Origin of the sequence: Streptomyces sp. NPDC014861, from assembly GCF_043081625.1 — a bacterium.
Lineage (GTDB): Bacteria > Actinomycetota > Actinomycetes > Streptomycetales > Streptomycetaceae > Streptomyces.
Window position 1 is genome coordinate 78,791 of record NZ_JBIBWV010000023.1, and the last position, 23,046, is coordinate 101,836.

Genomic DNA, 23,046 nt, shown 5'->3' on the forward strand with positions numbered 1-23,046 from the left:
ACCGAGATGACCACCCCGCAGACCGTTCCCGCCCTCGGAACGCACCCGGCCGCCGGCTCGCTTCCGACCCGCGCCGAGACCAGAGAGCAGCTTGCCAAGGCGACGTACGACCTCCTGGTGATCGGCGGCGGCATCCTGGGCATCTCCACCGCCTGGCACGCCGCGCAGTCCGGTCTGCGGGTGGCCCTGGTGGACGCCGGCGACTTCGCCGGCGCCACCTCCTCGGCCTCCTCCAAGCTCCTCCACGGCGGCCTGCGCTACCTGCAGACCGGCGCGGTGAAGCTCGTCGCCGAGAACCACTTCGAGCGGCGCGCCGTCTCCCGGCAGGTCGCCCCCCACCTGTCCAACCCGCTCACCTTCTACCTGCCCGTCTACAAGGGCGGCCCGCACGGCGCCGCCAAGCTGGGCGCCGGCGTCTTCGCGTACTCCGCGCTCTCCGCCTTCGGCGACGGCGTCGGCCACCTCCTCTCCCCCGCCAAGGCGGCCCAGGACGTGCCCGAGCTGCGCACCGACAACCTCAAGGCCGTCGCCGTCTACGGCGACGACCAGATGAACGACGCCCGCATGGCGCTCATGACGGTCCGCGCGGCCGTCGACGCCGGAGCCGTCGTCCTCAACCACGCCGAGGTCACCGGGCTCCGCTTCACCCGGGGCCGGGTCACCGGCGCCGAGCTCCGGGACCGCATGTCCGGCGAGGAGTTCGGCGTCACCGCGCGGCTCGTCCTCAACGCCACCGGCCCGTGGGTCGACCACCTGCGCCGGATGGAGGACCCCAACGCGGCCCCCTCCATCCGCCTCTCCAAGGGCGCCCACCTGGTCCTCAAGCGGACCGCCCCGTGGAAGGCCGCGCTGGCCACCCCGATCGACAAGTACCGGATCACCTTCGCCCTCCCCTGGGAGGACATGCTCCTGCTCGGCACCACCGACGAGGCGTACGAGGGCGACCCGGGCGAGGTCGCGGTCACCGAGAAGGACACCGCCCAGATCCTGGACGAGGCTGCCTTCTCCATCCGCGACCAGCAGCTCGACCGCTCCCTCATCACCTACGCCTTCGCCGGCCTGCGGGTGCTCCCGGGCGGCCCCGGGGACACCTCCAAGGCCAAGCGCGAAACGGTCGTCACCGAGGGCCGCGGCGGGATGCTGTCGGTCGCCGGCGGCAAGTGGACCACCTTCCGCCACATCGGCCGCACCATCATGAAGAAGCTGGAGGCGCTCCCCGGCCACCCCCTGGGCGAGGACTACGAGTCCGTCTCCACCCTCCCGAAGCGGCTGCCGCTCCCCGGCATCGCCAACCCGAACGCGGTCGCCCACCGGCTGCTCGTCGACGGCCCGGCCCCCGGCCCCCGGATGGCCGCCGACACCGCCAAGCACCTGGCCACCCACTACGGCTCGCTCTCCTTCGACATCGCCCGGATGGCGAACGAGAACCCCGAGCTCGCCCGCCGGATCCACCCGGACGCCCCGGAGATCTGGGCCCAGGTCGCCTACGCCCGCGACCACGAGTGGGCCGAGACCGCCGACGACGTGCTGCGCCGCCGCACCACCCTGACCATCCGCGGCCTCGCCACCGACGAGATCCGTGCCGGGGTGGACGCGATGCTGCGCGCGCGGTAGCCGCCACGAGCCGAGGGGCGGTCTTCTCCGGGGAGGGAGGGACCGCCCCTCTCGCGTGCCCCGTGTCGCGGCCGGCCGGGTCGCCTCGCGCCCGCCCGGCCCCCGTGCCGCCCGCCCCGCGCGGTGCCACAAGCCGGCCACACCGCCGCAACACTGGGCGCGCAGAGTGGGGTCATGAAATTTCAGGTGCTCTCCATCGTCCCCCACTCCCCGCACCCGCTGACCGGTGAACTCCCCAGCGCGGCCGACCGGTTGGAACAGGTCGTGGCGCTCGGGGAGGCGGCCGAGCGGCTCGGCTTCGACGCGTACGCGATCGGCGAGCGGCACGCCGGACCGTTCCTCTCCTCGGCGCCCTCCGTCCTGCTGGCGGCGCTGGCCGCCCGCACCTCCCGGATCCGGCTCCTCACCGGGGTGACCGTGGTCGCGATCCTCGACCCGGTCCGGGTCGCCGAGGACTTCGCGACCCTCGACCAGCTCTCCCGGGGGCGGCTCGAACTCGTCGTCGGCAAGGGCGCGGAGGCCGGTCACTTCGACCTCTTCGGCCTGGACGAGGAGCGGCAGTGGGAGCTCCAGAAGGAGAAGTACGAACTCCTGCGCCGGCTGTGGACGGAGGAGGGCGTCGACTGGGAGGGCGCCTCCCGGCCCCCGCTGCGGGACGTCACCACGATCCCCCGCCCGTACGCCGGTCCGCCGAGGATCTGGCACGGCTCGGCCACCAGCCTGCACTCCCCCGAACTCGCCGCCCGCCACGGCGACCCGCTCTTCACCGCCAACGCGATCCAGCCGCGCGAGGCGTACGCGCGGCTCATCGCGCACTACCGGGAGAGGTTCGAGGCGTACGGGCACGACCCGGCGCACGCGCGCGTGGCGGCCGGTTCGGGCGGGCTGCTCATCGCGGACACCCCCGAGCAGGCCGTACGCCGGTACAAGGAGCTGTACGAGGCGAAGGTCGCGCAGAGCTTCCGGCCGCACCTGGAGGGCAGGGCCGGTTACAACACCCCCTTCCGCACGGTCGAGGAGGCGATCGCGGACGGCCCGCAGCTGATCGGTTCCCCCGAGCAGATCGCGGAGAAGATCCTCGGCTTCCACGCCCACTACGGCCACGACCTCCAGTCGGTCACGGTGGACGCTTTCGGACAGTCGACGGCCGAACAGACCGAGACCCTGGAGCGGTTCGCGGCGGAGATCGCGCCGGTGCTCAGGAAGGAGGCCCCGAGCACGCTCTGGGAGGTGTGACGCGACCGTGTGCGGGGCCTCGTTCATGGGTAGTCGATCAGCGCCGCACCGGTTCCCGGGCGAGTCCGGGGGCTGCGGACGGACGACCGGAAAGCCGTAAGGTTGGTCCGTACGACACGAACTTCGATGAAGGAGGCGCTGGGTGATCGAGCTCGAGGGGGTACCCGAGCTGATCGACCCGGTCATGGTGGCCGCGTTCGAGGGCTGGAACGACGCCGGCGACGCCGCCTCCACCGCGGTCGCTCATCTGGACCGGGAATGGAAGGGCGAGGTCTTCGCGGCGCTCGACGCCGAGGACTACTACGACTTCCAGGTCAACCGTCCGACGGTGTTCCTGGAGAACGGCGTCCGCAAGATCACCTGGCCGACGACCCGGCTCTCCGTGGTCCGGATCGGCGGCGAGAAGCCGCGTGACCTGGTCCTCGTCCGGGGCATCGAGCCCTCCATGCGCTGGCGCTCCTTCTGCAACGAGCTCCTGGGCTTCGCGCACGAGCTGGGCGTGGAGATGGTGGTGATCCTGGGCGCGCTGCTCGGCGACACCCCGCACACCCGTCCCGTGCCGGTCAGCGGCGTCACCTCCGACCCCGACCTGGCGCGGACGATGGAGCTGGAGGAGACCCGGTACGAGGGCCCGACGGGGATCGTCGGGATCCTCCAGGAGGCGTGCACCCACGCGGGCGTGCCGGCGGTGAGCCTGTGGGCGGCGGTGCCGCACTACGTGTCGCAGCCGCCGAACCCGAAGGCGACGCTGGCGCTGCTGAACCGCCTGGAGGACCTGATCGGGCTGCGGATCCCGCTGGGCGAGCTGCCCGAGGACGCGCGCGCCTGGCAGGTGGGGGTGGACCAGCTGGCGGCGGAGGACAGCGAGGTCGCCGAGTACGTGCAGACGCTGGAGGAGGCCCGGGACACGGCGGAGCTTCCGGAGGCGTCGGGCGAGGCGATCGCCCGCGAGTTCGAGCGCTACCTGCGGCGGCGCGACCCGGGCGCGGGCCCGGCCGGCGCGGGTCCCGGGCTGGCGACGGAGAGCGGGGACACCTCGTACCTGCGGGATCCCGGCAGCGGCCGGGCCCGCCCGCCCAAACCGGAAGCGGAGCGGCCGGAACCCGAGCCGGAGGGCCCCGAGGAGTCCGGCGGGGACGGCGACGAGGAGTGAGAGAAAGAGGGAGGGGGACGGCCGACGGCCGTCCCCCTCCCTCTTCCGTCGGTGCTACAGGGCGACGCCGAGCAGCGCGTCGACCGTGCGGGAGGCGAGGCCGGGGGCGGACTCGTCGGTGCCGCCGTCCGCCTCCTGGCGGGCGGCCCAGCGGTCGACCGCGGCGAGCGCGGCCGGGGTGTCGAGGTCGTCGGAGAGGGCCTCGCGGACCTCCTCGACCAGCGCGTCGGCGGACGGGCCGTCGGGCCGGGAGACCGCGGCGCGCCAGCGCTCCAGGCGGTCGACGGCGTCCTGGAGGACCTGATCGGTCCACTCCCAGTCGGCGCGGTAGTGGTGGGCGAGGAGGGCGAGCCGGATGGCGGCCGGGTCGACGCCCTCGCGGCGGAGCGCGGAGACGAAGACCAGATTGCCCTTGGACTTGGACATCTTCTCGCCGTGCAGGGCGACCATGCCGGCGTGCACGTACGCCTTGGCCATGGGGAACTCGCCGGTGAGGGCCTGGGCGTGCGAGGCGCCCATCTCGTGGTGCGGGAAGATCAGGTCGGAACCGCCGCCCTGCACGTCGAAGCCCATGCCGAGGTGGTCGAGGGCGATGGCGACGCACTCGATGTGCCAGCCGGGGCGGCCGGGGCCGAGGCTGCCGCCGTCCCAGCTGGGCTCGCCCTCGCGGGCGGCCATCCACAGCATCGGGTCGAGCGGGTTCTTCTTGCCGGGGCGGTCGGGGTCTCCGCCGCGCTCGGCGGAGAGGTGCCGCATGAGCTCGGTGTCGTAGTGCGAGACCTCGCCGAAGTGCGGGTCGGCCTCGACGGAGAAGTAGACGTCGCCGTCGAGCTCGTAGGCCGCGCCGGAGTCCCGGAGCCGCTCCACCAGCGGAATGATGGAGGGTATCGACTCGACCGCGCCGACGTAGTGGCGCGGGGGCAGCATCCGCAGGGCGGTCATGTCCTCGCGGAAGAGGGAGGTCTCCCGCTCGGCGAGGCCGACCCAGTCGATGCCGTCGCGGAGGGCGCGCTCCAGGAGCGGGTCGTCCACGTCCGTGACGTTCTGGACGTAGTGCACCTGCCGCTTGGTGTCGAGCCACACGCGCTGCACGAGGTCGAACGCGTTGTAGGTCGCCGCGTGACCCATGTGGGTCGCGTCGTAGGGCGTGATGCCGCAGACGTAGATACGGGCGACGGGACCGGGGGCGAGGGTCACTCGCCCGCCGGTCGCGGTGTCGTGGATCCGGAGGTCGCGGCCCTTGCCGGGAAGGGCGGGGACCTCGGAAGCGGGCCAGGCATGCATGACCCGAGCGTAACCGGACAGGTGTTTCGGATACGAACCGGATCCGGAATCTTGTCCGATCATGCGCTCTTGCGGGTGAGAAGCGTGTGTGCATACCCCCCAGGGGTCCAGCGGCCTCCTGCGGCCACGAACCGGATGTGGCCGAAACCACGCGGTTCCTAGACCGGAGGCCAGGGGATGGCCGGCCACTGACCGGACGGCTCCGGGTGGCGCCCGGACGCCAGCAGCGCCGTCACCCGCTCCCGTACGGCGGACACCTCGGCGGTGGTGAGCAGTTCCCCCAGCCGGGTGGCGAGGGGCGCTCCGGGGGCCAGCGCGCGGTCCAGGTCGCCCAGGACCCCGGTGGCCTCGGGGAGCAGCTCCTGGCCCGCCCAGCCCCACAGCAGCGTGCGCAGCTTGTCCTCGACGTGGAAGGAGACTCCGTGGTCGATGCCGAACAGCCGGCCGTCGGGGGCGGGCAGCAGGTGGCCGCCCTTGCGGTCGCCGTTGTTCATCACCGCGTCGAGGACCGCGAGCCGGCGCAGGCCGGGCGTGTCGGCGTGGACGAGGAGCGCGGTGCGGCCCTCCCCCACCTCGGCGGGGCCGATCGCCTTCCAGCCCTCGCCGGCCTCCTCGTCCTCGGTGAGGGCGAGGAGCCGGGCCTCGGGGTCGGCCTCGACCCACAGCTGGACCATGCCCTCGCCGTACGGGCCGTCCCGCAGCACCGTGGGCGGCACCAGGCCCCAGCCGGTGGCCTCGGAGAGCTCGTACGCGGCGACCTCGCGCTCGGCGAGGGTGCCATCGGGGAAGTCCCACAGGGGCCGCTCCCCGGCGACCGGCTTGTAGACGCAGGCGGCTTCCCGGCCCTCGTACGCGACCGTGCAGTAGAGCACCGCGTTGGACGCCTCGCGGACCTGCCCCTTCACGGTCAGCTCACCGCGGGCGAGCAGCTCGGTGTCCTGCGGGAACTCGGGGCTGCTGCTCATGCTCCGCGGCGGTATCCGTTCTGGCGGGGGCAGACGTGGCCCTCCGGGTCCAGCGGGAGGCTGCACAGCGGGCACGGCGGGCGGCCCGCGTTGACGACGTCCAGGGCCCGCTTGGCGAACGCGCGGGCCTGGGAACCGCTGAGGCGGACCCGGAGCATGGGCGGGCCGTTCTCCTCGTCCTGGAGCAGCCGCTCCTCGGCCGCCGCGAGGTCCTCCTCGGAGTCCGCGTCCAGTTCGACGAGGGCCTGGGCCTCGACGATCATGCGCTGTTCCTCGCCGTCCCAGGCCAGGGCCATGGTGCCGACCCGGAACTCCTCCTCGACGGGGGTGTCGAGGGGGGCGGTGTCGGCGGCGTCGGCGGGGGCGACGGCGGGCACCGGGGCGTTGCCGCCGGTGCGGCGCAGCACCTCGTCGAGGAGTTCGTCCATGCGCTCGGCGAGCGCGGCGACCTGGGCCTTCTCCAGGGCGACGCTGGTGATCCGGCCGGACGCGGACGCCTGGAGGAAGAACGTCCGGCGGCCAGGCAGCCCGACCGTGCCGGCCACGAAACGCTCCGGCGGGTCGTAGAGGAACACCTGACGGGACACGCTTCCGGCTCCCTTGACTGTCGACTGTCGTGCTGCAACGGCGGGTCCACCCTACTGCGCGGGGGGATCACGGTGCGCCCGCACCACCCCCGACCTCGGCCGTCCCACCGGTGTCGGGAGTCTCGCGGGGAGCCAGGGCCGCGAGGTCCCCGGTGTCGCCGAGGCGGACCAGGAAGGGGCGCAGGCGGGTGTAGCGGATCACGGTGAGCGAGCAGGGGTCGACGTGGATGCGCTGGAAGAGGTCGAGGTGGAGGCCGAGCGCGTCGGCGACGAGGGACTTGATGATGTCGCCGTGGGAGCACATGGCGTAGACGGCGTCCTCGCCGTGCTCGGACTCGATCCGCGCGTTCCAGTCGCGCACCGCCTCGACGGCCCTGGCCTGCATCGCGCGCATGGACTCACCGCCGGGGAAGGCGGCGGCGGAGGCGTGCGCCTGGACGACCTCCATCAGCGGTTCGTCGTTGAGCTCCGCGAGCTTGCGGCCCGACCAGTCGCCGTAGTCGCACTCGTTGATCCGCTCCTCGACGTGGAGCGGGAGGTCGGGGCGGGCGTCCAGGAGCGGCTGGAGGGTCTCGCGACAGCGCTGGAGGGGGCTGGAGACGGCGGCGGCGAGCGGGACGCCGGCGAGGCGGCCGGGAAGGGCGGCGGCCTGGGAGGCGCCGCGCTCGTCGAGCGCCACGCCCGGCGTGCGCCCGGCGAGCAGCCCGGAGGTGTTGGCGGTGGAGCGTCCGTGCCGGACGAGGATCAGCGTGGCCATGCCGGCCAGCCTACGGCGCCCGCACACGCGCGCGTGTGCGGGCAGGGCGGAAGCGGAAGCTGCTGCCGCACCGGGCGGACTACGGCGCACGCGCGCGTGCGGGGCGGCCGACATGCGGATCATGGCCGGGTCCTCCGAGGACACGGCGCACGCGCGCGTGTGGGGCGGCCCGCGGCGGGTAGGCGGGCGTGCGGAACCGGACGAGTGGAGGGAGAATACGGCGCGTGATCGTCGACTCTGCCCTGTACCGCGACGGCCGCCGGACGGAGTGCGGCGGCGACCTCTCGCGGTCCCTGGCCGAGGCCCGGGCCTCCGGGCAGTCCTTCCTCTGGGTGGGTCTGCACGAGCCCACGGAGTCCGAGTTCGACCACGTGTCCTCGGAGTTCGCGCTGCATCCGCTGGCGGTCGAGGACGCCCTGAAGGCGCACCAGCGGCCCAAGCTGGAGGTCTACGACGACTCCCTCTTCGTGGTGCTGAAGCCGGTGCTCTACGAGCCGGAGAGCGACCGGGTCTCGTCCGGGGAGCTGATGCTCTTCCTCGGCGACTCCTTCGTGGTGACGGTCCGGCACGGCGAGGGGGCGCCCCTGGCGGCCGTCCGCAAGCGTCTGGAGACCCATCCGGAGGTGCTGCGGCACGGGCCGACGGCGGTGCTCTACGCGGTGAGCGACGCGGTGGTGGACCACTACCTGGACGTGGCGGGCGAGCTCCAGGTGGACCTGGAGGAGCTGGAGGCCGACGTCTTCGCCCCCGGCGGCTCGGGGACGACGAACACGGCGGAGCGGATCTACACGGCGAAGCGGCAGGTGCTGGAGTTCCGGCGGGCGTCGGGGCCGCTGGCGGCGCCGATGGCCCGGCTGACGTCGGGCGCGGTGCCGTTCGTCAACGAGGAGTCGCAGCCCTTCTTCCGGGACGTCAACGACCACCTGCTGCGGGCCAACGAGCAGGTGGAGGGATTGGACCGGCTGCTGTCCGACGTCCTGTCGGCGCACCTCGCGCAGATGGGGGTGCGGCAGAACGACGACATGCGGAAGATCTCGGCCTGGGCCGCGATGGCGGCGGTGCCGACGATGGTGGCGGGGATCTACGGCATGAACTTCGACCACATGCCGGAGCTGCACTGGGGGTGGTCGTACCCGGTGGTGATCCTGGTGATGGCCGGGATCGAGCTGGGTCTGTACCGCCTGTTCAAGCGGCGCGGCTGGCTGTGAGCCCGCCGCGCCGCCGGTGGTGCCGTCAGAAGGCCGGGGCGGGGACGGCGGGGCCGCCGAGGGCGTCGAGCCGCTCGGGCATCCGCAGGCTGATCATCTTGTGCCAGCCGGCGGCCCGCTCGTAGGCGTACACGCCGTGGATGCCGGCGGCGAGGACCGCGCCCTTGGCCTTCGGCCAGTCCAGGATGCGGCCCATGTGGCGCATGACGGCGAGGCTGACGTCGCGGTAGACCTGGATCTCGGCGAGGGCGGACTCGCGCAGGGTGCGCTGGATGAGCCGCCCGTGGCCGGCGCGGGCGAGCCGGAGCAGTTCCTCGTGGCAGTAGGCGAGGTGGTTGTCCTCGTCGTTGCAGATCATGCGGATGGCCTTGCCGAGCTCCGGGTGGTCGCCGAAGTACTTCACGAGGAGCTGCATCTGGGCGGCGGCGCGTTCCTCGGTGACCCGGCTGTGGGCGAGGTAGACGACGACGTCCCGCTCGGTCAGCGGCTCGTCGCGGCGGAGCTTGTCGTGGGCGAGACCGATGCCGCGCCCCTCCAGGAGCATCGTGTAGTCGGTGTCCGGCGGGACGGGGACGGGTTCGAGGCCGCGCTTGCGCAGCAGGGCGTTGAAGATCCGTCCGTGCTTGTCCTCGTCGGCGCCGTGCCGGGTGATCTTCGGGGTGAGGTCCCGCATGCCGGGCGCGACGAGGGCGGCGATCCGGGCGTTCTCCCAGCCGCCCTGCGACTCGCCGCTGGCGGCGATCGAGCAGAAGAGCCGGAAGGCCTCGTCGTCGTCGATGATTTCCTGGAAAAGGCTCTTGGCCGTGAGCATCGCTGCCACCTCCGTGCGGACGACCGGGCGCTCCGCGGGTCCGGGAGACCGAGTCAAATGCGGTCCGGGACGGCGGGCAACAGGAGGGCTCCGAGGTGTCGGCCGAAAGAGTGAGAGCCGGGGCCGTAACCGGGGGCGCGGTGGCGCGTTGAACGGCATGACGGCCGTGGCGGGGAAGACCCCCGAGCCCCCACCACGGCCGCGGAACGTTCCTCCGCTCCCCCGTGCTCCGCTTCTCTAGGACAGGTTCGCCCGCTCCAGGGCTTCGACGCCGGCGCGCAGGGCGGTGAGGCGCTCGTCGAGGGTGAAGCCGGCGGGGGCGAGGGTGAGCGTGGTGACGCCGGCCTCCGCGTAGGCGGTCATGCGGTCCGCGATCCGGTCGACGGTGCCGAGCAGCGCGGTCTGGTCGATGAGGGAGCGGGGCACGGCGGCCGCGGCGGCCGTCTTGTCGCCGGCCAGGTACTTGTCCTGGATCTCGGCGGCCTCCTTCTCGTACCCCATGCGCTGGGCGAGCTGGTTGTAGAAGTTCTGCTTGCGGCTGCCCATGCCGCCCACGTAGAGGGCGGTGTACGGGCGGAAGACGTCGGCGAGCGCGTCGACGTCCTCGCCGAGGGCGAGCGGCAGCGTCGGACAGACGTCGAAGCCGTCCATCGTCAGACCCGCCTTCTCGCGTCCCGCCCGCAGCGGGCGCAGGGCGGTCTCCTCCAGGTGCTCGGCGGAGGGGAAGATCAGCAGGGCGCCGTCGGCGATCTCGCCGGTCTGCTCCAGGTTCTTCGGACCGATCGCGGCGATGTAGAGGGGGATGTGCTCGCGCTGCGGGTGGACGGTCAGCTTGATCGGCTTGCCGGGGCCGCCGGGCAGCGGCAGCGTCCAGTGCTCGCCCTCGTGCGTCAGGCGCTCGCGGGACATCGCCTTGCGGACGATCTCCACGTACTCGCGGGTGCGGGCGAGCGGCTTGTCGAACTTCACGCCGTACCAGCCCTCGGAGACCTGCGGGCCGGAGACGCCGAGGCCGAGCCGGAACCGGCCGCCGGACAGCGAGTCCAGGGTGGCGGCGGTCATCGCCGTCATGGCCGGCTGGCGGGCCGGGATCTGCATGATCGCCGAGCCGACGTCGATCCGCTCGGTCCTGGCGGCGACCCAGGAGAGCACCGTCGGCGCGTCCGAGCCGTACGCCTCCGCCGCCCAGCACACGTCGTAGCCGAGGCGGTCGGCCTCCTGGGCCACGGCCAGATTGTCGCCGTCCATGCCGGCGCCCCAGTAGCCGAGGTTGATGCCGAGCCGCATGTCCACACACCCCTTACCCATGAGTAACGTCTCTCTGTCCGGACTCTAGCGCGCCCTCCCCGCATCCGTCAGGAGCCGGACGCCACGCCGTCGTCCACAGGTTCTGTCCACAGGGTCTCTCCGCGTGGTGCCCTGGCCAGTAATGTCCCGCCCATGGAGCAGAGGCATCTCGGACGTACCGGCCTGCGCGTCTCGCGCGTCGGGCTCGGCACGCTCACCTGGGGGCGGGACACCGACGAGCACGACGCCGCCGAGCAGTTGAAGGCGTTCTGGGACGCGGGCGGCACCCTCGTGGACACCGCGGACGTGTACGGCGGCGGCGAGGCGGAGTACCTGCTCGGGCGGCTCATGGAGCGGCTGGTCCCGCGCCGCGACCTGGTCCTGTCCACCAAGGCCGGCAGCGTCCCGGACCCGGACCGGCGCACCGACGGCTCGCGCGGCCACCTCCTCGCCTCCCTCGACGCCTCCCTGGCCCGGCTCGGCACGGACCACGTGGACCTCTGGCAGCTGCACGCCTACGACCCGTACACGCCGCTGGAGGAGTCGCTCCAGGCCCTCGACATCGCGGTGCGCAGCGGCCGCGCGCGCTACGCGGGCGTGGCCAACTTCTGCGGCTGGCAACTCGCCAAGGCGGGCACCTGGCAGCTGACCGGCGACCGCACCCGGCTCGCCGGGGCCCAGCTGGAGTACTCGCTGCTCCAGCGGGGCGTCGAGCGCGAGGTGCTGCCCGCCGCGATCGACCTCGGCATAGGCCTGCTGCCCTCCTCCCCGCTCGGGCGCGGGGTGCTCACCGGCAAGTACCGGAGCGGCACCCCGTCCGACTCCCGGGGCGCGTCGGAGGCGCTGGCGCCGTTCGTGGAGCCGTACCTGGACGAGGCCGCGAGCCGGATCGTGGAGGCGGTCAGCACCGCGGCCGACGGCCTCGCCACGAGCCCGCTGCACGTCGCGCTCGCCTGGGTCAGGGACCGGCCCGGCGTCACCGCCCCGATCATCGGCGCGCGCACCGCGCGGCAGCTCACGGCCGCGCTGTCGGTGGAGGGCCTTAGTCTTCCTGACGAGATCTGCCGGGCTTTGGACGATGTGTCCGCGCCCGTGCACCGCTATCCGGATCACGACTGGAGCACCTTGTGACCGAGCCTTCCGGGGAGACCGCGCCCGAGGCGTCCGAGGACCTGGCCCACGAGGACGTGGCGCCGTCCGCCGCGCCCGACCCCACCGAGGACACCGGAGCCGCCGACACGCCCGGGACCGCCGAGGACGCCGAGAGCCCTGAGGCCGTCGGGACCGCTGAGGACGCCGAGGGCTCCGAGAGCTCTGAGGGCGCCGGGACCGCCGAGGCCGCCGGGACTGCCGAGGGCGGGACGCCTGAGCTGAGCGAGGCGCAGGCGGAGCTGGCGGCCCAGCGGGAGCTGCGGGCCAGGATCGAGGCACGGAAGGCGGAGAAGGCCGGCCCCGTGGCGAGCGGCACCAAGCTGAGCGGTACCGCCGCGGACCTGCTCGCCGCCGTGCGGGCAGTGGAGGGCGGCTCCGCGTCCGGCGGCGCCTTCTTCGAGCCGTCGCCGGAGCCTCCCCGCGCGCCCCGGCCCCCCGAGACCACCGTCCGGCCGCCCGCCCCTGCGGCCCCTCCCGCGCCGACCGCCGGTGCGCTGGCGGGGGTCGGCGAGGTGCTGGCCCGCGGCGGCGCGCCCGAGTCGCTGGCCGGCCCGGTCGCCGCCGCGCTCGGCGAGCGGGCGGGCGAGGCACTGACGGAGGACCCGTGGCGGCTGCTGTCCGTCGCCGGGGTGCGGCCGGAACAGGCCGACGGCTTCGCGCGGGCGCTGCTCGGCGGGGCCTGCGGTCCTGACGACCCGCGCCGGGCCGTCGCCCTGACCGTGTGGCTGCTCGACCGGGCCGCCCTCCAGGGCCACACCGCGCTCACCCTGGACGAGGTGCGCGCCGGACTGGCCCGGCACGAGGTCCCCGACCCGGAGAAGGCCGTGGAGACCGCGGTCTCCGAGGGCGCCGTCCTGGTCTTCCAGGAGGAGGAGACTCCCGAGGACGAGGGGATGGAGGAGTCGGACGGGACCGCGGAGGACGGGGCCGGGGAGGACGACGCCGCGGCCGACGGACCCGTGGAGCCCCCGCTGCTCGGTCTCGACCGGTACGCGCTCGCCGAGGAGAGCCTCGCGGACGGACTGGCCCGACTCGTCCGCACCGTCACCCCCGCAAAGTGGGACGGCGGCGAGCTGGAGCGGGCCACGGGCGGCCACGGCCTGGTGCTGCACACCGGCGGCGAGGCCGCCCGCGAGGAGCCCCTGGCGCTGGCCGCCGCCGCGCGGGAGCGCGGTCTGCGCGTCCTGGTCACCGTGCACGCCCCGGAGCGGCCGAGCGAGGAGGAGCGGACCGCCGGGACGGTCGTGCCGCTCGCCGCGCTGCTCTCCGGCACGACCGGCCCCGGCCGGGACGAGGAGGGCGCGCTCGCCCTCGACCTGCTGGTGGTGCTCGACGCCCCGCAGCTGGACGTGGAGACGGGCGCGATGCTCGTCGAGTCCCTGCCGGACGGCTGCCGGCTCGTCCTCAGCGGCGATCCCGACGTCCTCGGGGCGACCGGTCCCGGCGCGGTCTTCGCGGACGCGCTCGCGGCCCGCGTCTGCCCCCGGGTGGCTTCCCGCCGCCCCGACCCGGGTCCGCTGGGCGAATTGGTCTCGGGCGTCGGCATCGGCGAGCTGAACCAGGTCGACGCCCCCGGCAAGGAGGTCGTGATCGTCCCGGTGCGGGACGCCGGTGAGGCCGTCCACCGCACCGTTCAGCTCGTCGCCGACTCGGTGCCGCGCGCCTTCGGCCTGACCCCCGAGCAGACCCGGGTGATCACGGTCGGCCACGGCGGCTCGGCCGGGACCCGAGCGCTCAACACGGCCCTCAAGCAGCGGCTGAACCCGGGCCCCGGCCGCTTCGGCGGCTACGACCCGGGCGACGTGGTGGCGTACGCGCCGGTGCCCGGCCGCACGGTGGCGGGCACCGTCCTCGGGGCGGACGCCGAGGGGCTGCGGCTGCGCACGGCCGACGGCGAGGTCGTCGTGCCGAAGGAGCGGGTGGAGTCGGCGCTGCGGCACGGCTGGGCGCTGACCGCGCACCAGGCGGCCGGCGGCCGGTGGCCCGCGGTGGTCGCGGTGCTGCCGGGCGACGCGGCGCCGGGGCTGAGCCGGCCGTGGGTCTACACGGCCTTCGGCCGGGCGGAGCGCCATCTGTCGGTGGTGCACGGCGTGGACCAGGCGCTGCCCCGGGCGGTGGCCGAGGTCCTCGCCCCGGCGCGGACGACCCGGCTGCGACCGCTCCTGGCCGGTCTGCTCGCCACCCCCGGCGAGGAGTGAGGGAGCACGGGGCGGAACCGCCGGAGGGCCGGTGCATCCATGGCGGATGTCCCGGCCCTCCGGCGTCCTGCCCGGCGCGTCTCAGCCTTCGGCGCCCCGGCCCTTCCCCGCTCCGGCCGCCTCGGCCGCTGCGCGTCCCTCGCGCCCGTCGGCCTCCTGGGGACCTTCGTCGTCGTACTCGTCGTCGAAGACGGCGCTGATGTCGAAGCGACAGACGATCCGCTCCGGGTCGGCCTGCTCGAAGGGGGCGGCGAGCCACTCCCCCGCCTCCGGGAGTTCTCCCGCTGCGGTGACCCAGAGCGTGGAGTCGCCCTCCTCCAGGCCGAACTCCTTGTGGCGGGAGGCGATCTCGTCGGGTTCGTACTCCCCGAAGAGGACCCCGAGCGCGGCGGCGGTGCCGCGGGGGCCGTCCTCGTCGTGGTCGAGGTCGGCCACGCGCCGGGCCTGGGCCACGAGCCGGCGCGGCTCGGCGACGGCGTAGTCGCGGCGGATGAGCACGCTGAGGGCGTGCGGTTCGTCAGGTCCGGCATAGGGGGGCAGGCCGTCGTCGGCCCCGGGGATCTCGAAGGGGGTCACCTCGTCGTAGCGGTCGTAGAGGAGTTCGTCATAGGTCTCGGCGGCCGCGGCGAGGGCGTTGAACGCCTCGTACACGTCCGTGTCGTCGTCCCCCGTGCGGCGTTCGACCGCCGCGAGGTGGCGGTCCAGTGCGGTCTTGACCGCCTCTGCGGCGGCACGTACCTCGGCAGCGGTGGGCTGCGCAGCATCAGACATGGGACAGACGCTATCCGTACCGGGCCGGTGCCCGCACAATAGATGCGATGCCGGAATACGAATTTGTCGACGTGTACGTGCCGCGCGGCCTCTCCCGCAAGGAGACCGCGCGGCTTCTGACCGACCGAGCCGAGTACGGGCACTGGGAGTTGGACCGGCTCACCCTGCGGCGGGACGGCAGCCGCAGAGTGCGGCTGAAGCGGCGGATCATCCGTCAGATCCGCGCGACCTGGTGAAGGACGCGGAAGGGGCCCCGCACGGTGCGGGGCCCCTTCGCGTTCCGGCCGTCCGGCGTGCGGTGCGGTCAGGCGCCGCGGCGGGAGCGGCGGTAGACCAGCGAGCCCGCGAGGAGCATGCCCGCCGCGGCCGGAACGATCACGCCGAGCGGCGCGGAGGACCCGGTCTCGGCGAGGTGGTCGGGCGAGGCCGGCGGCGGCGAGAGCTGCGGGCCGGGGTGGTTCGTGCCCCCGTCCGAGCCGGGCGGCACACCGGGGGTGCCGGGAGTGCCCGGCGTACCGGGGGTGCCGGGCGTGCCAGGAGTGCCCGGCGTACCAGGAGTACCGGGCGTGCCCGGGGTCCCGGGGGTGCCCGGGGTACCCGGAGTACCGGGGGTCCCAGGCGTACCCGGAGTACCGGGCGTCCCAGGAGTGCCGGGGGTGCCGGGCGTACCCGGAGTCCCGGGGGTGCCGGGTGTCTCGGGCTCCTCGCCGTAACCGCCGGGCTCCTCCTCGCCGTAGCCGTCGTCCGGGTGCGCGCCGTTCGCGCAGTCGTTGCCCGCGGCGGGGTTGAGGAGGCCGATGCCGGTGACGCTGTTGCCGCACGCGTTCACGGGCACCTCCACCGGCACCACCACGGTGTTGCCGGAGGCGACGCCCGGTGAGTCGCTCGCCCGCGCGTGGCCGGACGAGCCCGGGCCGGCCTGCGCCGGGATGTTCGCGCAGGAGTTGCCCATCGCGGGGTTGAGCACCCCGACGACGTTCACGGTGTTGCCGCAGACGTTGACCGGCGCGTGGACCGGGACCTGCACGGTGTTTCCGGACGCGACGCCCGGTGAGTTCGCGGACGTGCCGCTCGCCGCGGAATCCGCCTGCGCGATGCCGCCGCCGAGCGCGAAGACGCCGCCGGCCGCCGCGACGGTGATGATGCTCTTGCGCGTGACCTGTCGCATAGCTTGCTTACCTGCCTTCTCGGCAATTCGCCTGATCGGCGTGGGATGAGGGCCACCGGGCCCGTGCCCGGGGCGGAATCGCCACCGGCCCCGGAGTGCATGGCACGCACTCCGGGGCCGGACGGCTCACGCCCTCAAGGGGCGGGGCACAACGTCAGGCGTTGACGCAGGTGTTGCCGAAGGCGGGGTTCAGCAGGCCGATCACGGAGACCGTGTTGCCGCAGACGTTCACGGGAACGTGAACCGGGACCTGCACGACGTTGCCCGAGAGGACACCGGGGGAACCGATGGCCGCACCCTGGGCACCCGCGTCGGCGACGGCCATGCCCGCGCCCGCGAGAACGAGACCGCCGGTGGCAGCCGCAGCAGCGACGACCTTCTTGATCATTATTCCTCCTAGTTGACAAGTGCGGCCCCAGCCGCGGACCGCAACACCTGTAACGAGGGGGAATGGAGGGGGCTACGAGCCTCCGGGGTCATTCACTCTTTCCGGTCAGGACCAAACGCGCGGCCGAATTTCCGGCGGCGCGTCCGGCCGGCCGGTCAGCAGGCGTCGATGAAGCGGTCCAGGACGCGCACGCCGAACTTCAGACCGTCGACCGGGACGCGCTCGTCCACGCCGTGGAACATGCCGGCGAAGTCCAGCTCCGGCGGCAGCTGGAGCGGGGCGAAGCCGAAGCAGCGGATGCCGAGGTCGTCGAAGGACTTGGCGTCGGTGCCGCCGGAGAGCATGTACGGAACGGCGCGGGCGATCGGGTCCTCGGCGCGCAGGGCGACCTGCATGGCGTCCACGAGGTCGCCGTCGAAGCTGGTCTCCAGTGCCTTGTCGCCGTGGACGTCCTCGCGCTTCACCCGGGGGCCGAGGATCCGGTCGAGGTCGGCCAGGAACTCCTCCTCGTGGCCGGGGAGGAAGCGGCCGTCGACGTGGGCGGTGGCCTGGCCGGGGATCACGTTCACCTTGTAGCCGGCGCCGAGCATGGTCGGGGCGGCGGAGTTGCGCAGGGTGGCGCCGACCATCTTGGCGATGCCGCCGAGCTTGGCCAGGGTGGCGTCCATGTCCTCGGGGTCGAGCGGGGTGCCGAGGGCGTCGGACAGTTCGTCGAGGAAGCTGCGGACGGTCTTGGTGACGCGGACCGGCCACTGGTGGCGGCCGAGCCGGCCGACGGCCTCGCACAGCTCCGTGATGGCGTTGTCGGAGTTGGTCATCGAGCCGTGGCCCGCCGTGCCCTCGACGGTGAGCCGCATCCAGTGCATGCCCTTCTGGGCGGTCTCGACCAGGTAGAGCCGCAGGTTCTCGTTGACGGTGAAGGAGAAGCCGCCGACCTCGCCGATCGCCTCCGTGACGCCGTCGAAGAGGTCGCGGTGGTTGTCGACCAGGTGGCGGGCGCCGTAGGTGCCGCCGGCCTCCTCGTCGGCGAGGAAGGCGAGGACGATGTCGCGCGGGGGCTTGCGGCCGCTGCGCAGCCGGTCGCGGACGACCGCGAGGGTCATCGCGTCCATGTCCTTCATGTCGACGGCGCCGCGGCCCCAGACGCAGCCGTCGGCGATCTCTCCCGAGAAGGGGTGGTGGGTCCAGTCCTCGGCGTTGGCCGGGACGACGTCGGTGTGCCCGTGGATGAGCAGCGCGGGCTTGGACGGGTCCTCGCCCTCGATGCGGGCGACGGTGGAGGCGCGGCCCCTGTGCGACTCGATGATCTTCGGGTCGAGGCCCACCTCGGCGAGCTTCTCGGCGACGTACTCGGCGGCCGCCCGCTCACCGGGGCCGGAGTGGTCGCCGTAGTTGCTGGTGTCGATGCGGATGAGGTCCCGGCAGAGGTCGACGACCTCGTCCTCACCCGAGACGGTCCGGCCGGTGTTCGACTCGCTCACGCTGCTTCCTCCCACGACGTGCCCCACATGCTTGCTGGTGGTCGCCCCCATCCTCCCGCGCCCCCGCCCCGGCGGCGCAAGGGCGTCCACCGTCCGACACACCCCCGTCACATGCCGAGACGGGCCGGGCCCCGGCGGGGCGGGTGGGGCCGGTGGGACGGGTGAGGGGGTGGTGATCGGCCACCCCGAATGTTTGCTATGGTTTTCCTCGTCGGAACGGCCCAGGGCCGCGAGACACACACCCTGTCCGGGTGGCGGAATGGCAGACGCGCTAGCTTGAGGTGCTAGTGCCCTTTATCGGGCGTGGGGGTTCAAGTCCCCCCTCGGACACCAGAAGCAGTCCCGGTCGAGTTCTCTCGGCCGGGACTTTCGCGTAGGCGGATCCCGGTACGACGGCGAGGCGGAGCGGTGCGGAGGAAGCGGGTGCCGGCCGCGCCGCTGGCACAGCGGGACGGGATCGATCCGGTGCGGCTGCGGCTGCCGCAGGACCCGGCGGGGCTCTGGCCGACCGTGGGGGCGTACCTGCTCGGGCGGTACGGGGCCGCGGTGGGCGCGGAGCGGGTCGGCGCGATGCTGGACGCGGGGCGGTTCGTCGGGGCCGACGGGCGGGCGGCGGCGGCCTCGGAGCCGTACGAGCCGGGGCGGTGGCTGTGGTTCCACCGGGATCCGGCGGCCGAGGAGCGGGTGCCGTTCGAGATCGGGGTGGTGTACCGCGACGAGCGGATCCTGGTCGTGGACAAGCCGCACTTCCTGGCGACGACGCCGCGCGGGCGGCACGTGACGGAGACGGCGGTGGTGCGGCTGCGGGCCGGGCTCGGGCTGCCGGCGCTCCAGCCGGCGCACCGGCTCGACCGGCTGACGGCGGGGCTGGTGCTGTGCGTGGTGCGGGCCGAGGACCGGGGGGCGTACCAGCTGCTGTTCAAGGAGCGGCGGGTGCGCAAGGAGTACGAGGCGGTGGCGCCGTACGACCCCGCGGTGGAGCTGCCGGTGACGGTGCGGAGCCGGATCGAGAAGGAGCACGGGGTGCCGGCCGCGCGGGAGGTCCCGGGCGAGCCGAACGCGGTGAGCCGGATCGAGCTGGTGGAGCGGCTGGGCGCGTTCGGGCGGTACCGGCTGTCGCCGGAGACCGGGAAGACGCATCAGCTGCGGGTGCACATGAACGCGCTGGGGCTGCCGATCCTGGACGATCCGCTCTACCCGGTGGTGCGTGAGGACGGGCCGGAGGACTACCGGCGGCCGCTGCGGCTGCTGGCGCGGACGCTGGAGTTCACCGACCCGTTCACGGGCGAGGAGAGGCGGTTCGAGAGCCGCCTCTCGCTCAGTGGCCCCGTCTGATCGCCTCCTCCAGGTGCGGGATCTCCTCGGCGATGGTGGTGGAGTCGCCGTGGCCGGTGCGGACGACCGTGTCCGGCGGGAGGGTCAGGAGCTGCCCGCGGATCGATTCGACGATCGTGGGGAAGTCCGAGAAGGACCGGCCGGTGGCGCCGGGGCCGCCCTGGAAGAGGGTGTCACCGGTGAAGACGGTGCCCAGGTCGGGGGCGTACAGGCAGACCGCCCCGGGGGCGTGGCCGGGGGTGTGGAGCACCTTGAGGTCGGTGCCGGCGATGGTGAGGACCTGGCCGTCGGCGAGTTCGCCGTCGGGGCTGTGGTCGGGGTGGGTGAGCTTCCACAGCGGCTGGTCGGCGGGGTGGAGCAGGACGCGGGCGCCGGTGGCGGCGGCGAGCGCGGGGGCGGCGCCGACGTGGTCGTCGTGGGCGTGGGTGCAGACGATGGCGCGGAGGGTGCGGCCGTCGAGGGCTTCGAGGATGGCGTCGGCGTCGTGGGCGGCGTCGATGACGATCGCCTCGGTGTCGTCGCCGACGATCCAGACGTTGTTGTCGACGTCCCAGGTGCCGCCGTCGAGGCTGAAGGTGCCGGAGGTGACCAGGTGGTCGATGCGGGCGGTCATCGGAACACCACCACCGAGCGCAGGACGTCGCCCTCGTGCATGCGGGCGAAGGCCTTCTCGACCTCGTCGAGGGCGATGGTCTCGGTGACGAAGGCGCCGAGGTCGATGCGGCCCTGCCGGTGCAGGTCGATGAGCATCGGGAAGTCGCGGGACGGCAGGCAGTCCCCGTACCAGGAGGACTTGAGGGAGCCGCCCCGGCCGAAGACGTCGAGGAGCGGCAGTTCGAGCCGCATCTCCGGGGTGGGGACGCCGACGAGGACGACGGTGCCGGCGAGGTCGCGGGCGTAGAAGGCCTGCTGGTACGTCTCCGGGCGGCCGACGGCCTCGATGACGACGTCGGCGCCGAAGCCGCCGGTGAGCTCGCGGATCGCCTCGACCGGGTCGGTGGCGCGGGAGTCGACGGTGTCGGTGGCTCCCATCTCCTTCGCCTTGGCCAGTTTTCGCTCGTCGATGTCGACGGCGATGATCTTCGCGGCGCCGGCGAGGCGGGCGCCGGCGATCGCCGCGTCGCCGACGCCGCCGCAGCCGATGACGGCGACGGTGTCGCCGCGGGAGACGTTCCCGGTGTTGATCGCGGCGCCGATGCCGGCCATCACGCCGCAGCCGAGGAGGCCTGCGATCTCGGGGGCGACGGCGGGGTCGACCTTGGTGCACTGGCCAGAGGCGACGAGCGTCTTCTCGGCGAAGGCGCCGATGCCGAGGGCCGGGGAGAGCTCCGTGCCGTCGAGGAGGGTCATCCTCTGCGTGGCGTTGTGGGTGTCGAAGCAGTACCAGGGGCGGCCGCGGCGGCAGGCGCGGCACTGGCCGCAGACGGCCCGCCAGTTGAGGATCACGTAGTCGCCGGGGGCGACGTCGGTGACGCCCTCGCCGACCGACTCGACGGTTCCCGCCGCCTCGTGGCCGAGGAGGAAGGGGAAGTCGTCGTTGATCCCGCCCTGCTTGTAGTGCAGGTCGGTGTGGCAGACCCCGCACGCCTGGATCCTGACGACGGCCTCGCCGGGGCCGGGATCAGGGATCACGATGGTCTCGACACGGACCGGTTCGTTCCTGCCGGGGGCGATGACCCCCTGGACGTGCTGCGGCATCGCGAACTTCCCTTCCTCCGACTGGATCTTGTAAGCCTCCTGCGTACCACTATCTCCTGATAAAAGGCGAGACCCCCGCAGGCTGTGCCTGCGGGGGTCCGCCGCTCCCGTGGGGGGAGTGCGGGGGCGGGGCGGGTCAGTCTCGCCCTGCGGCGGTGTCGCGGACGCGGCGGCGGACCAGGAACCAGCCGCCGACGAGCGCCGCGGCGATCAGCGGCAGGCAGTTCACGGTGGTGCGGGCGATGCCGCCGTCCATCCACATCAGGACGACGACGGAGGCGAGGAAGACCAGGGTCACGATCTGCGTGTAGGGGGCCCAGGGCAGCCGGTAGGCGGGGCGGACGAGGCGGCCCTGCCCGGCGCGGCGGACGAAGAGCAGCGAGCAGACCATGATCATGGCCCAGGTGCCGATGATGCCGATGGAGGCGAAGTTCAGCACCAGCTCGAAGGCGTCCTCGGGCATCACGAAGTTGAGCAGGACGCCGGCGACGCCGAAGCCGGCGGTGAGCAGGATGCCGCCGTAGGGCACGCCGCCCTTGTTCATGACGCCGGTGAACTTCGGCGCGGAGCCGGCCAGCGACATGGAGCGCAGGATGCGGCCGGTGGAGTACAGGCCGGAGTTGAGGCTGGAGAGGGCGGCGGTGAGGACGACGAGGTTCATCACGCCGGCGGCGCCGGGGATGCCCAGCTTGTCGAAGACGGTGACGAAGGGGCTCTGGTCGCCGGAGTAGGCGGTGTACGGGAGGATCAGCGCGAGCAGGACGACGGAGCCGACGTAGAAGAGGCCGACGCGCCACATGATCGAGTTGATCGCCCTCGGCATGATCTTCTCGGGGTTCTCGGTCTCGCCGGCGGCGACGCCGCAGAGCTCGACGGAGGCGTAGGCGAAGACGACGCCCTGGATGAGCAGGAGCATCGGCATCACGCCGTTGGGGAAGATGCCGCCGTTGTCGGTGATGTTGGCCAGGCCCGGGGTGGAGCCGCCGACGTCGTGGGAGGTCGCGACGAGGAAGATGCCGACCAGCATGAAGACCACGAGGGCGGCGACCTTGACGATGGCGAACCAGAACTCCATCTCGCCGAAGTACTTCACCGAGATGAGGTTGGCGGCCAGCACGATCGCGAGGGCGATCAGGGCGAGGATCCACTGCGGGACGTCGCTGAACATCGACCAGAAGTGGGCGTAGGTGGCCGCGGCGGTGATGTCGGCGACGGCGGTGGTCGACCAGTTGAGGAAGTAGAGCCAGCCGGCCGTGTAGGCGCCCTTCTCGCCCATGAACTCGCGGGCGTAGGAGACGAACGCGCCGGAGGACGGGCGGTAGAGCACGAGCTCGCCGAGGGCCCGGACCACGAAGAAGGCGAAGACGCCGCAGACCGCGTAGGCGATGAAGAGCGAGGGGCCGGCGCTGGCCATCCGGCCGCCGGCGCCGAGGAAGAGTCCCGTGCCGATCGCGCCGCCGATGGCGATCATGTTGATGTGCCGGGACTTGAGGTCCTTGCGGTATCCGGCGTCGCCGGCGTCGACGTGGGGGGAGGCGGGCATGTCCGCCGGAGCGGCGGACAGCGGCTCGGCCGCGGTGACGCGGTCACTCATGGAGTCGTTCGCCTTCGTGAGGGAGTGGGGGCTGTGCGGTCCCGGCCGTGCCCCCGGGGTCCCTTCGTGGGGGTCGCCCCGGCACGGCCAGCCGACATCCTCACGGCAAGGCCCGCTCACTGACTGTGAGCGAATTCACTGAACGCCCGGATTTGAGCTAGTTCAGAGCTTACGCAGCGCTGTACGGCGTACGACCGCCGCGGGGCGGGCGGGGTGCCGGGGGCACGGCTGCCGAACGGCTGCCGTGGTGCGGAGGGCGGGGGCGCGGCTGCCGAAGGGCCACCTCGGTGCGGACGGCGGGGGTACTGCTGCCCGAGCGGCCGTCGCGGTGCGGCCGGCGGGGGTACGGCCGCCGCGCG

The 23,046-nt window shown here is 73.3% G+C and carries 21 protein-coding genes and 1 tRNA gene; 9 read left to right on the plus strand and 13 right to left on the minus strand.

The features are described from left to right. The first annotated feature begins 6 nt into the window (after nt 1-6). The 3 genes from ACF1BN_RS31020 to ACF1BN_RS31030 all read left to right on the plus strand — a co-directional run bounded on the left by ACF1BN_RS31020 (nt 7) and on the right by ACF1BN_RS31030 (nt 4,003). Nucleotides 7-1,614 (plus strand): FAD-dependent oxidoreductase, encoded by a 1,608-nt coding sequence (locus ACF1BN_RS31020; RefSeq protein ID WP_392334905.1) that lies wholly within the window; start codon nt 7-9, stop codon nt 1,612-1,614. A 174-nt stretch (nt 1,615-1,788) separates the two neighbouring features. Continuing rightward, nucleotides 1,789-2,850 carry an LLM class flavin-dependent oxidoreductase gene (locus ACF1BN_RS31025; protein ID WP_392334906.1) on the plus strand — a complete coding sequence of 354 codons (1,062 nt, stop codon included), beginning with the start codon at nt 1,789-1,791 and terminating at the stop codon, nt 2,848-2,850. Between the two features lie 142 nt (nt 2,851-2,992). Further along, nucleotides 2,993-4,003 carry a PAC2 family protein gene (locus ACF1BN_RS31030; RefSeq protein WP_392334907.1) on the plus strand — a complete coding sequence of 337 codons (1,011 nt, stop codon included), beginning with the start codon at nt 2,993-2,995 and terminating at the stop codon, nt 4,001-4,003. Nucleotides 4,004-4,057: 54 nt separating this feature from the next. On the opposite strand, the gene mshC is transcribed toward ACF1BN_RS31030, so the two are convergent. The 4 genes from mshC to ACF1BN_RS31050 form a co-directional block, all read right to left on the minus strand. Next, on the minus strand, nt 4,058-5,287 hold the full coding sequence (gene mshC, locus ACF1BN_RS31035; protein WP_392334908.1) for a cysteine--1-D-myo-inosityl 2-amino-2-deoxy-alpha-D-glucopyranoside ligase: 1,230 nt from the start codon (nt 5,285-5,287) through the stop codon (nt 4,058-4,060). 158 nt (nt 5,288-5,445) lie between these two features. Continuing rightward, nucleotides 5,446-6,252: an SCO1664 family protein gene (locus ACF1BN_RS31040; protein ID WP_392334909.1), complete on the minus strand. Its 807-nt coding sequence runs from the start codon at nt 6,250-6,252 to the stop codon at nt 5,446-5,448. Further along, nucleotides 6,249-6,839, minus strand: a complete 591-nt coding sequence (locus tag ACF1BN_RS31045) for a DUF3090 domain-containing protein (protein WP_392334910.1) — start codon at nt 6,837-6,839, stop codon at nt 6,249-6,251. The genes ACF1BN_RS31040 and ACF1BN_RS31045 overlap by 4 nt, the downstream gene beginning before the upstream one ends. A 67-nt stretch (nt 6,840-6,906) precedes the next feature. After that, entirely contained in the window at nt 6,907-7,596 is a 690-nt protein-coding gene (locus tag ACF1BN_RS31050) for a histidine phosphatase family protein (RefSeq protein WP_392334911.1), read from the minus strand. Nucleotides 7,597-7,811: 215 nt separating this feature from the next. On the opposite strand from ACF1BN_RS31050, the gene corA reads away from it, so the two are divergent. Continuing rightward, on the plus strand, nt 7,812-8,804 hold the full coding sequence (gene corA, locus ACF1BN_RS31055) for a magnesium/cobalt transporter CorA (protein WP_392334946.1): 993 nt from the start codon (nt 7,812-7,814) through the stop codon (nt 8,802-8,804). 25 nt (nt 8,805-8,829) lie between these two features. Here the strand turns inward: corA and ACF1BN_RS31060 are convergent, their stop codons facing one another. Next, nucleotides 8,830-9,615, minus strand: coding sequence for a ferritin-like domain-containing protein (locus tag ACF1BN_RS31060; protein WP_392334912.1), 786 nt, complete (start codon nt 9,613-9,615; stop codon nt 8,830-8,832). Between the two features lie 237 nt (nt 9,616-9,852). Further along, the gene (locus tag ACF1BN_RS31065; RefSeq protein WP_392334913.1) at nt 9,853-10,902 is read right to left on the minus strand and encodes an LLM class F420-dependent oxidoreductase; all 1,050 of its coding nucleotides are present in this window, start codon (nt 10,900-10,902) and stop codon (nt 9,853-9,855) included. A gap of 153 nt (nt 10,903-11,055) precedes the next feature. On the opposite strand from ACF1BN_RS31065, the gene ACF1BN_RS31070 reads away from it, so the two are divergent. Then, nucleotides 11,056-12,033 carry an aldo/keto reductase gene (locus ACF1BN_RS31070; protein ID WP_392334914.1) on the plus strand — a complete coding sequence of 326 codons (978 nt, stop codon included), beginning with the start codon at nt 11,056-11,058 and terminating at the stop codon, nt 12,031-12,033. Further along, a complete protein-coding gene (locus tag ACF1BN_RS31075) occupies nt 12,030-14,252 on the plus strand; it encodes a helix-hairpin-helix domain-containing protein (protein WP_392334915.1) in 2,223 nt (740 codons plus the stop codon). Before ACF1BN_RS31070 ends, ACF1BN_RS31075 begins: the two co-directional genes overlap by 4 nt. Nucleotides 14,253-14,333: 81 nt before the next feature. On the opposite strand, the gene ACF1BN_RS31080 is transcribed toward ACF1BN_RS31075, so the two are convergent. Continuing rightward, nucleotides 14,334-15,023, minus strand: coding sequence for a hypothetical protein (locus tag ACF1BN_RS31080; protein WP_392334916.1), 690 nt, complete (start codon nt 15,021-15,023; stop codon nt 14,334-14,336). 47 nt (nt 15,024-15,070) lie between these two features. On the opposite strand from ACF1BN_RS31080, the gene ACF1BN_RS31085 reads away from it, so the two are divergent. After that, complete coding sequence (locus tag ACF1BN_RS31085; RefSeq protein WP_376605950.1) at nt 15,071-15,259, plus strand: DUF5703 family protein; 189 nt, start codon at nt 15,071-15,073, stop codon at nt 15,257-15,259. A 68-nt stretch (nt 15,260-15,327) separates the two neighbouring features. Here the strand turns inward: ACF1BN_RS31085 and ACF1BN_RS31090 are convergent, their stop codons facing one another. The 3 genes from ACF1BN_RS31090 to ACF1BN_RS31100 all read right to left on the minus strand — a co-directional run bounded on the left by ACF1BN_RS31090 (nt 15,328) and on the right by ACF1BN_RS31100 (nt 18,060). After that, on the minus strand, nt 15,328-16,191 hold the full coding sequence (locus ACF1BN_RS31090; RefSeq protein WP_392334917.1) for a chaplin: 864 nt from the start codon (nt 16,189-16,191) through the stop codon (nt 15,328-15,330). Nucleotides 16,192-16,345: 154 nt separating this feature from the next. Then, nucleotides 16,346-16,579, minus strand: coding sequence for a chaplin ChpH (chpH, locus tag ACF1BN_RS31095; RefSeq protein WP_015032475.1), 234 nt, complete (start codon nt 16,577-16,579; stop codon nt 16,346-16,348). A 155-nt stretch (nt 16,580-16,734) separates the two neighbouring features. Next, on the minus strand, nt 16,735-18,060 hold the full coding sequence (locus tag ACF1BN_RS31100) for a M20/M25/M40 family metallo-hydrolase (protein WP_392334918.1): 1,326 nt from the start codon (nt 18,058-18,060) through the stop codon (nt 16,735-16,737). A gap of 245 nt (nt 18,061-18,305) precedes the next feature. Between ACF1BN_RS31100 and ACF1BN_RS31105 the strand changes: the two genes are divergently transcribed. Then, nucleotides 18,306-18,393: transfer RNA gene (locus ACF1BN_RS31105), tRNA-Leu, on the plus strand. Between the two features lie 90 nt (nt 18,394-18,483). After that, nucleotides 18,484-19,395, plus strand: coding sequence for an RluA family pseudouridine synthase (locus ACF1BN_RS31110; RefSeq protein WP_392334919.1), 912 nt, complete (start codon nt 18,484-18,486; stop codon nt 19,393-19,395). Here the strand turns inward: ACF1BN_RS31110 and ACF1BN_RS31115 are convergent. From ACF1BN_RS31115 to ACF1BN_RS31125, 3 genes are all read right to left on the minus strand, one after another. Continuing rightward, the gene (locus ACF1BN_RS31115; RefSeq protein WP_392334920.1) at nt 19,379-20,008 is read right to left on the minus strand and encodes an MBL fold metallo-hydrolase; all 630 of its coding nucleotides are present in this window, start codon (nt 20,006-20,008) and stop codon (nt 19,379-19,381) included. The two genes, ACF1BN_RS31110 and ACF1BN_RS31115, sit on opposite strands and share 17 nt — an antisense overlap. Next, the gene (locus ACF1BN_RS31120) at nt 20,005-21,093 is read right to left on the minus strand and encodes an S-(hydroxymethyl)mycothiol dehydrogenase (RefSeq protein WP_392334921.1); all 1,089 of its coding nucleotides are present in this window, start codon (nt 21,091-21,093) and stop codon (nt 20,005-20,007) included. Before ACF1BN_RS31120 ends, ACF1BN_RS31115 begins: the two co-directional genes overlap by 4 nt. A gap of 136 nt (nt 21,094-21,229) precedes the next feature. After that, nucleotides 21,230-22,687, minus strand: a complete 1,458-nt coding sequence (locus ACF1BN_RS31125; RefSeq protein ID WP_392334922.1) for an amino acid permease — start codon at nt 22,685-22,687, stop codon at nt 21,230-21,232. Nucleotides 22,688-23,046: the final 359 nt, after the last annotated feature.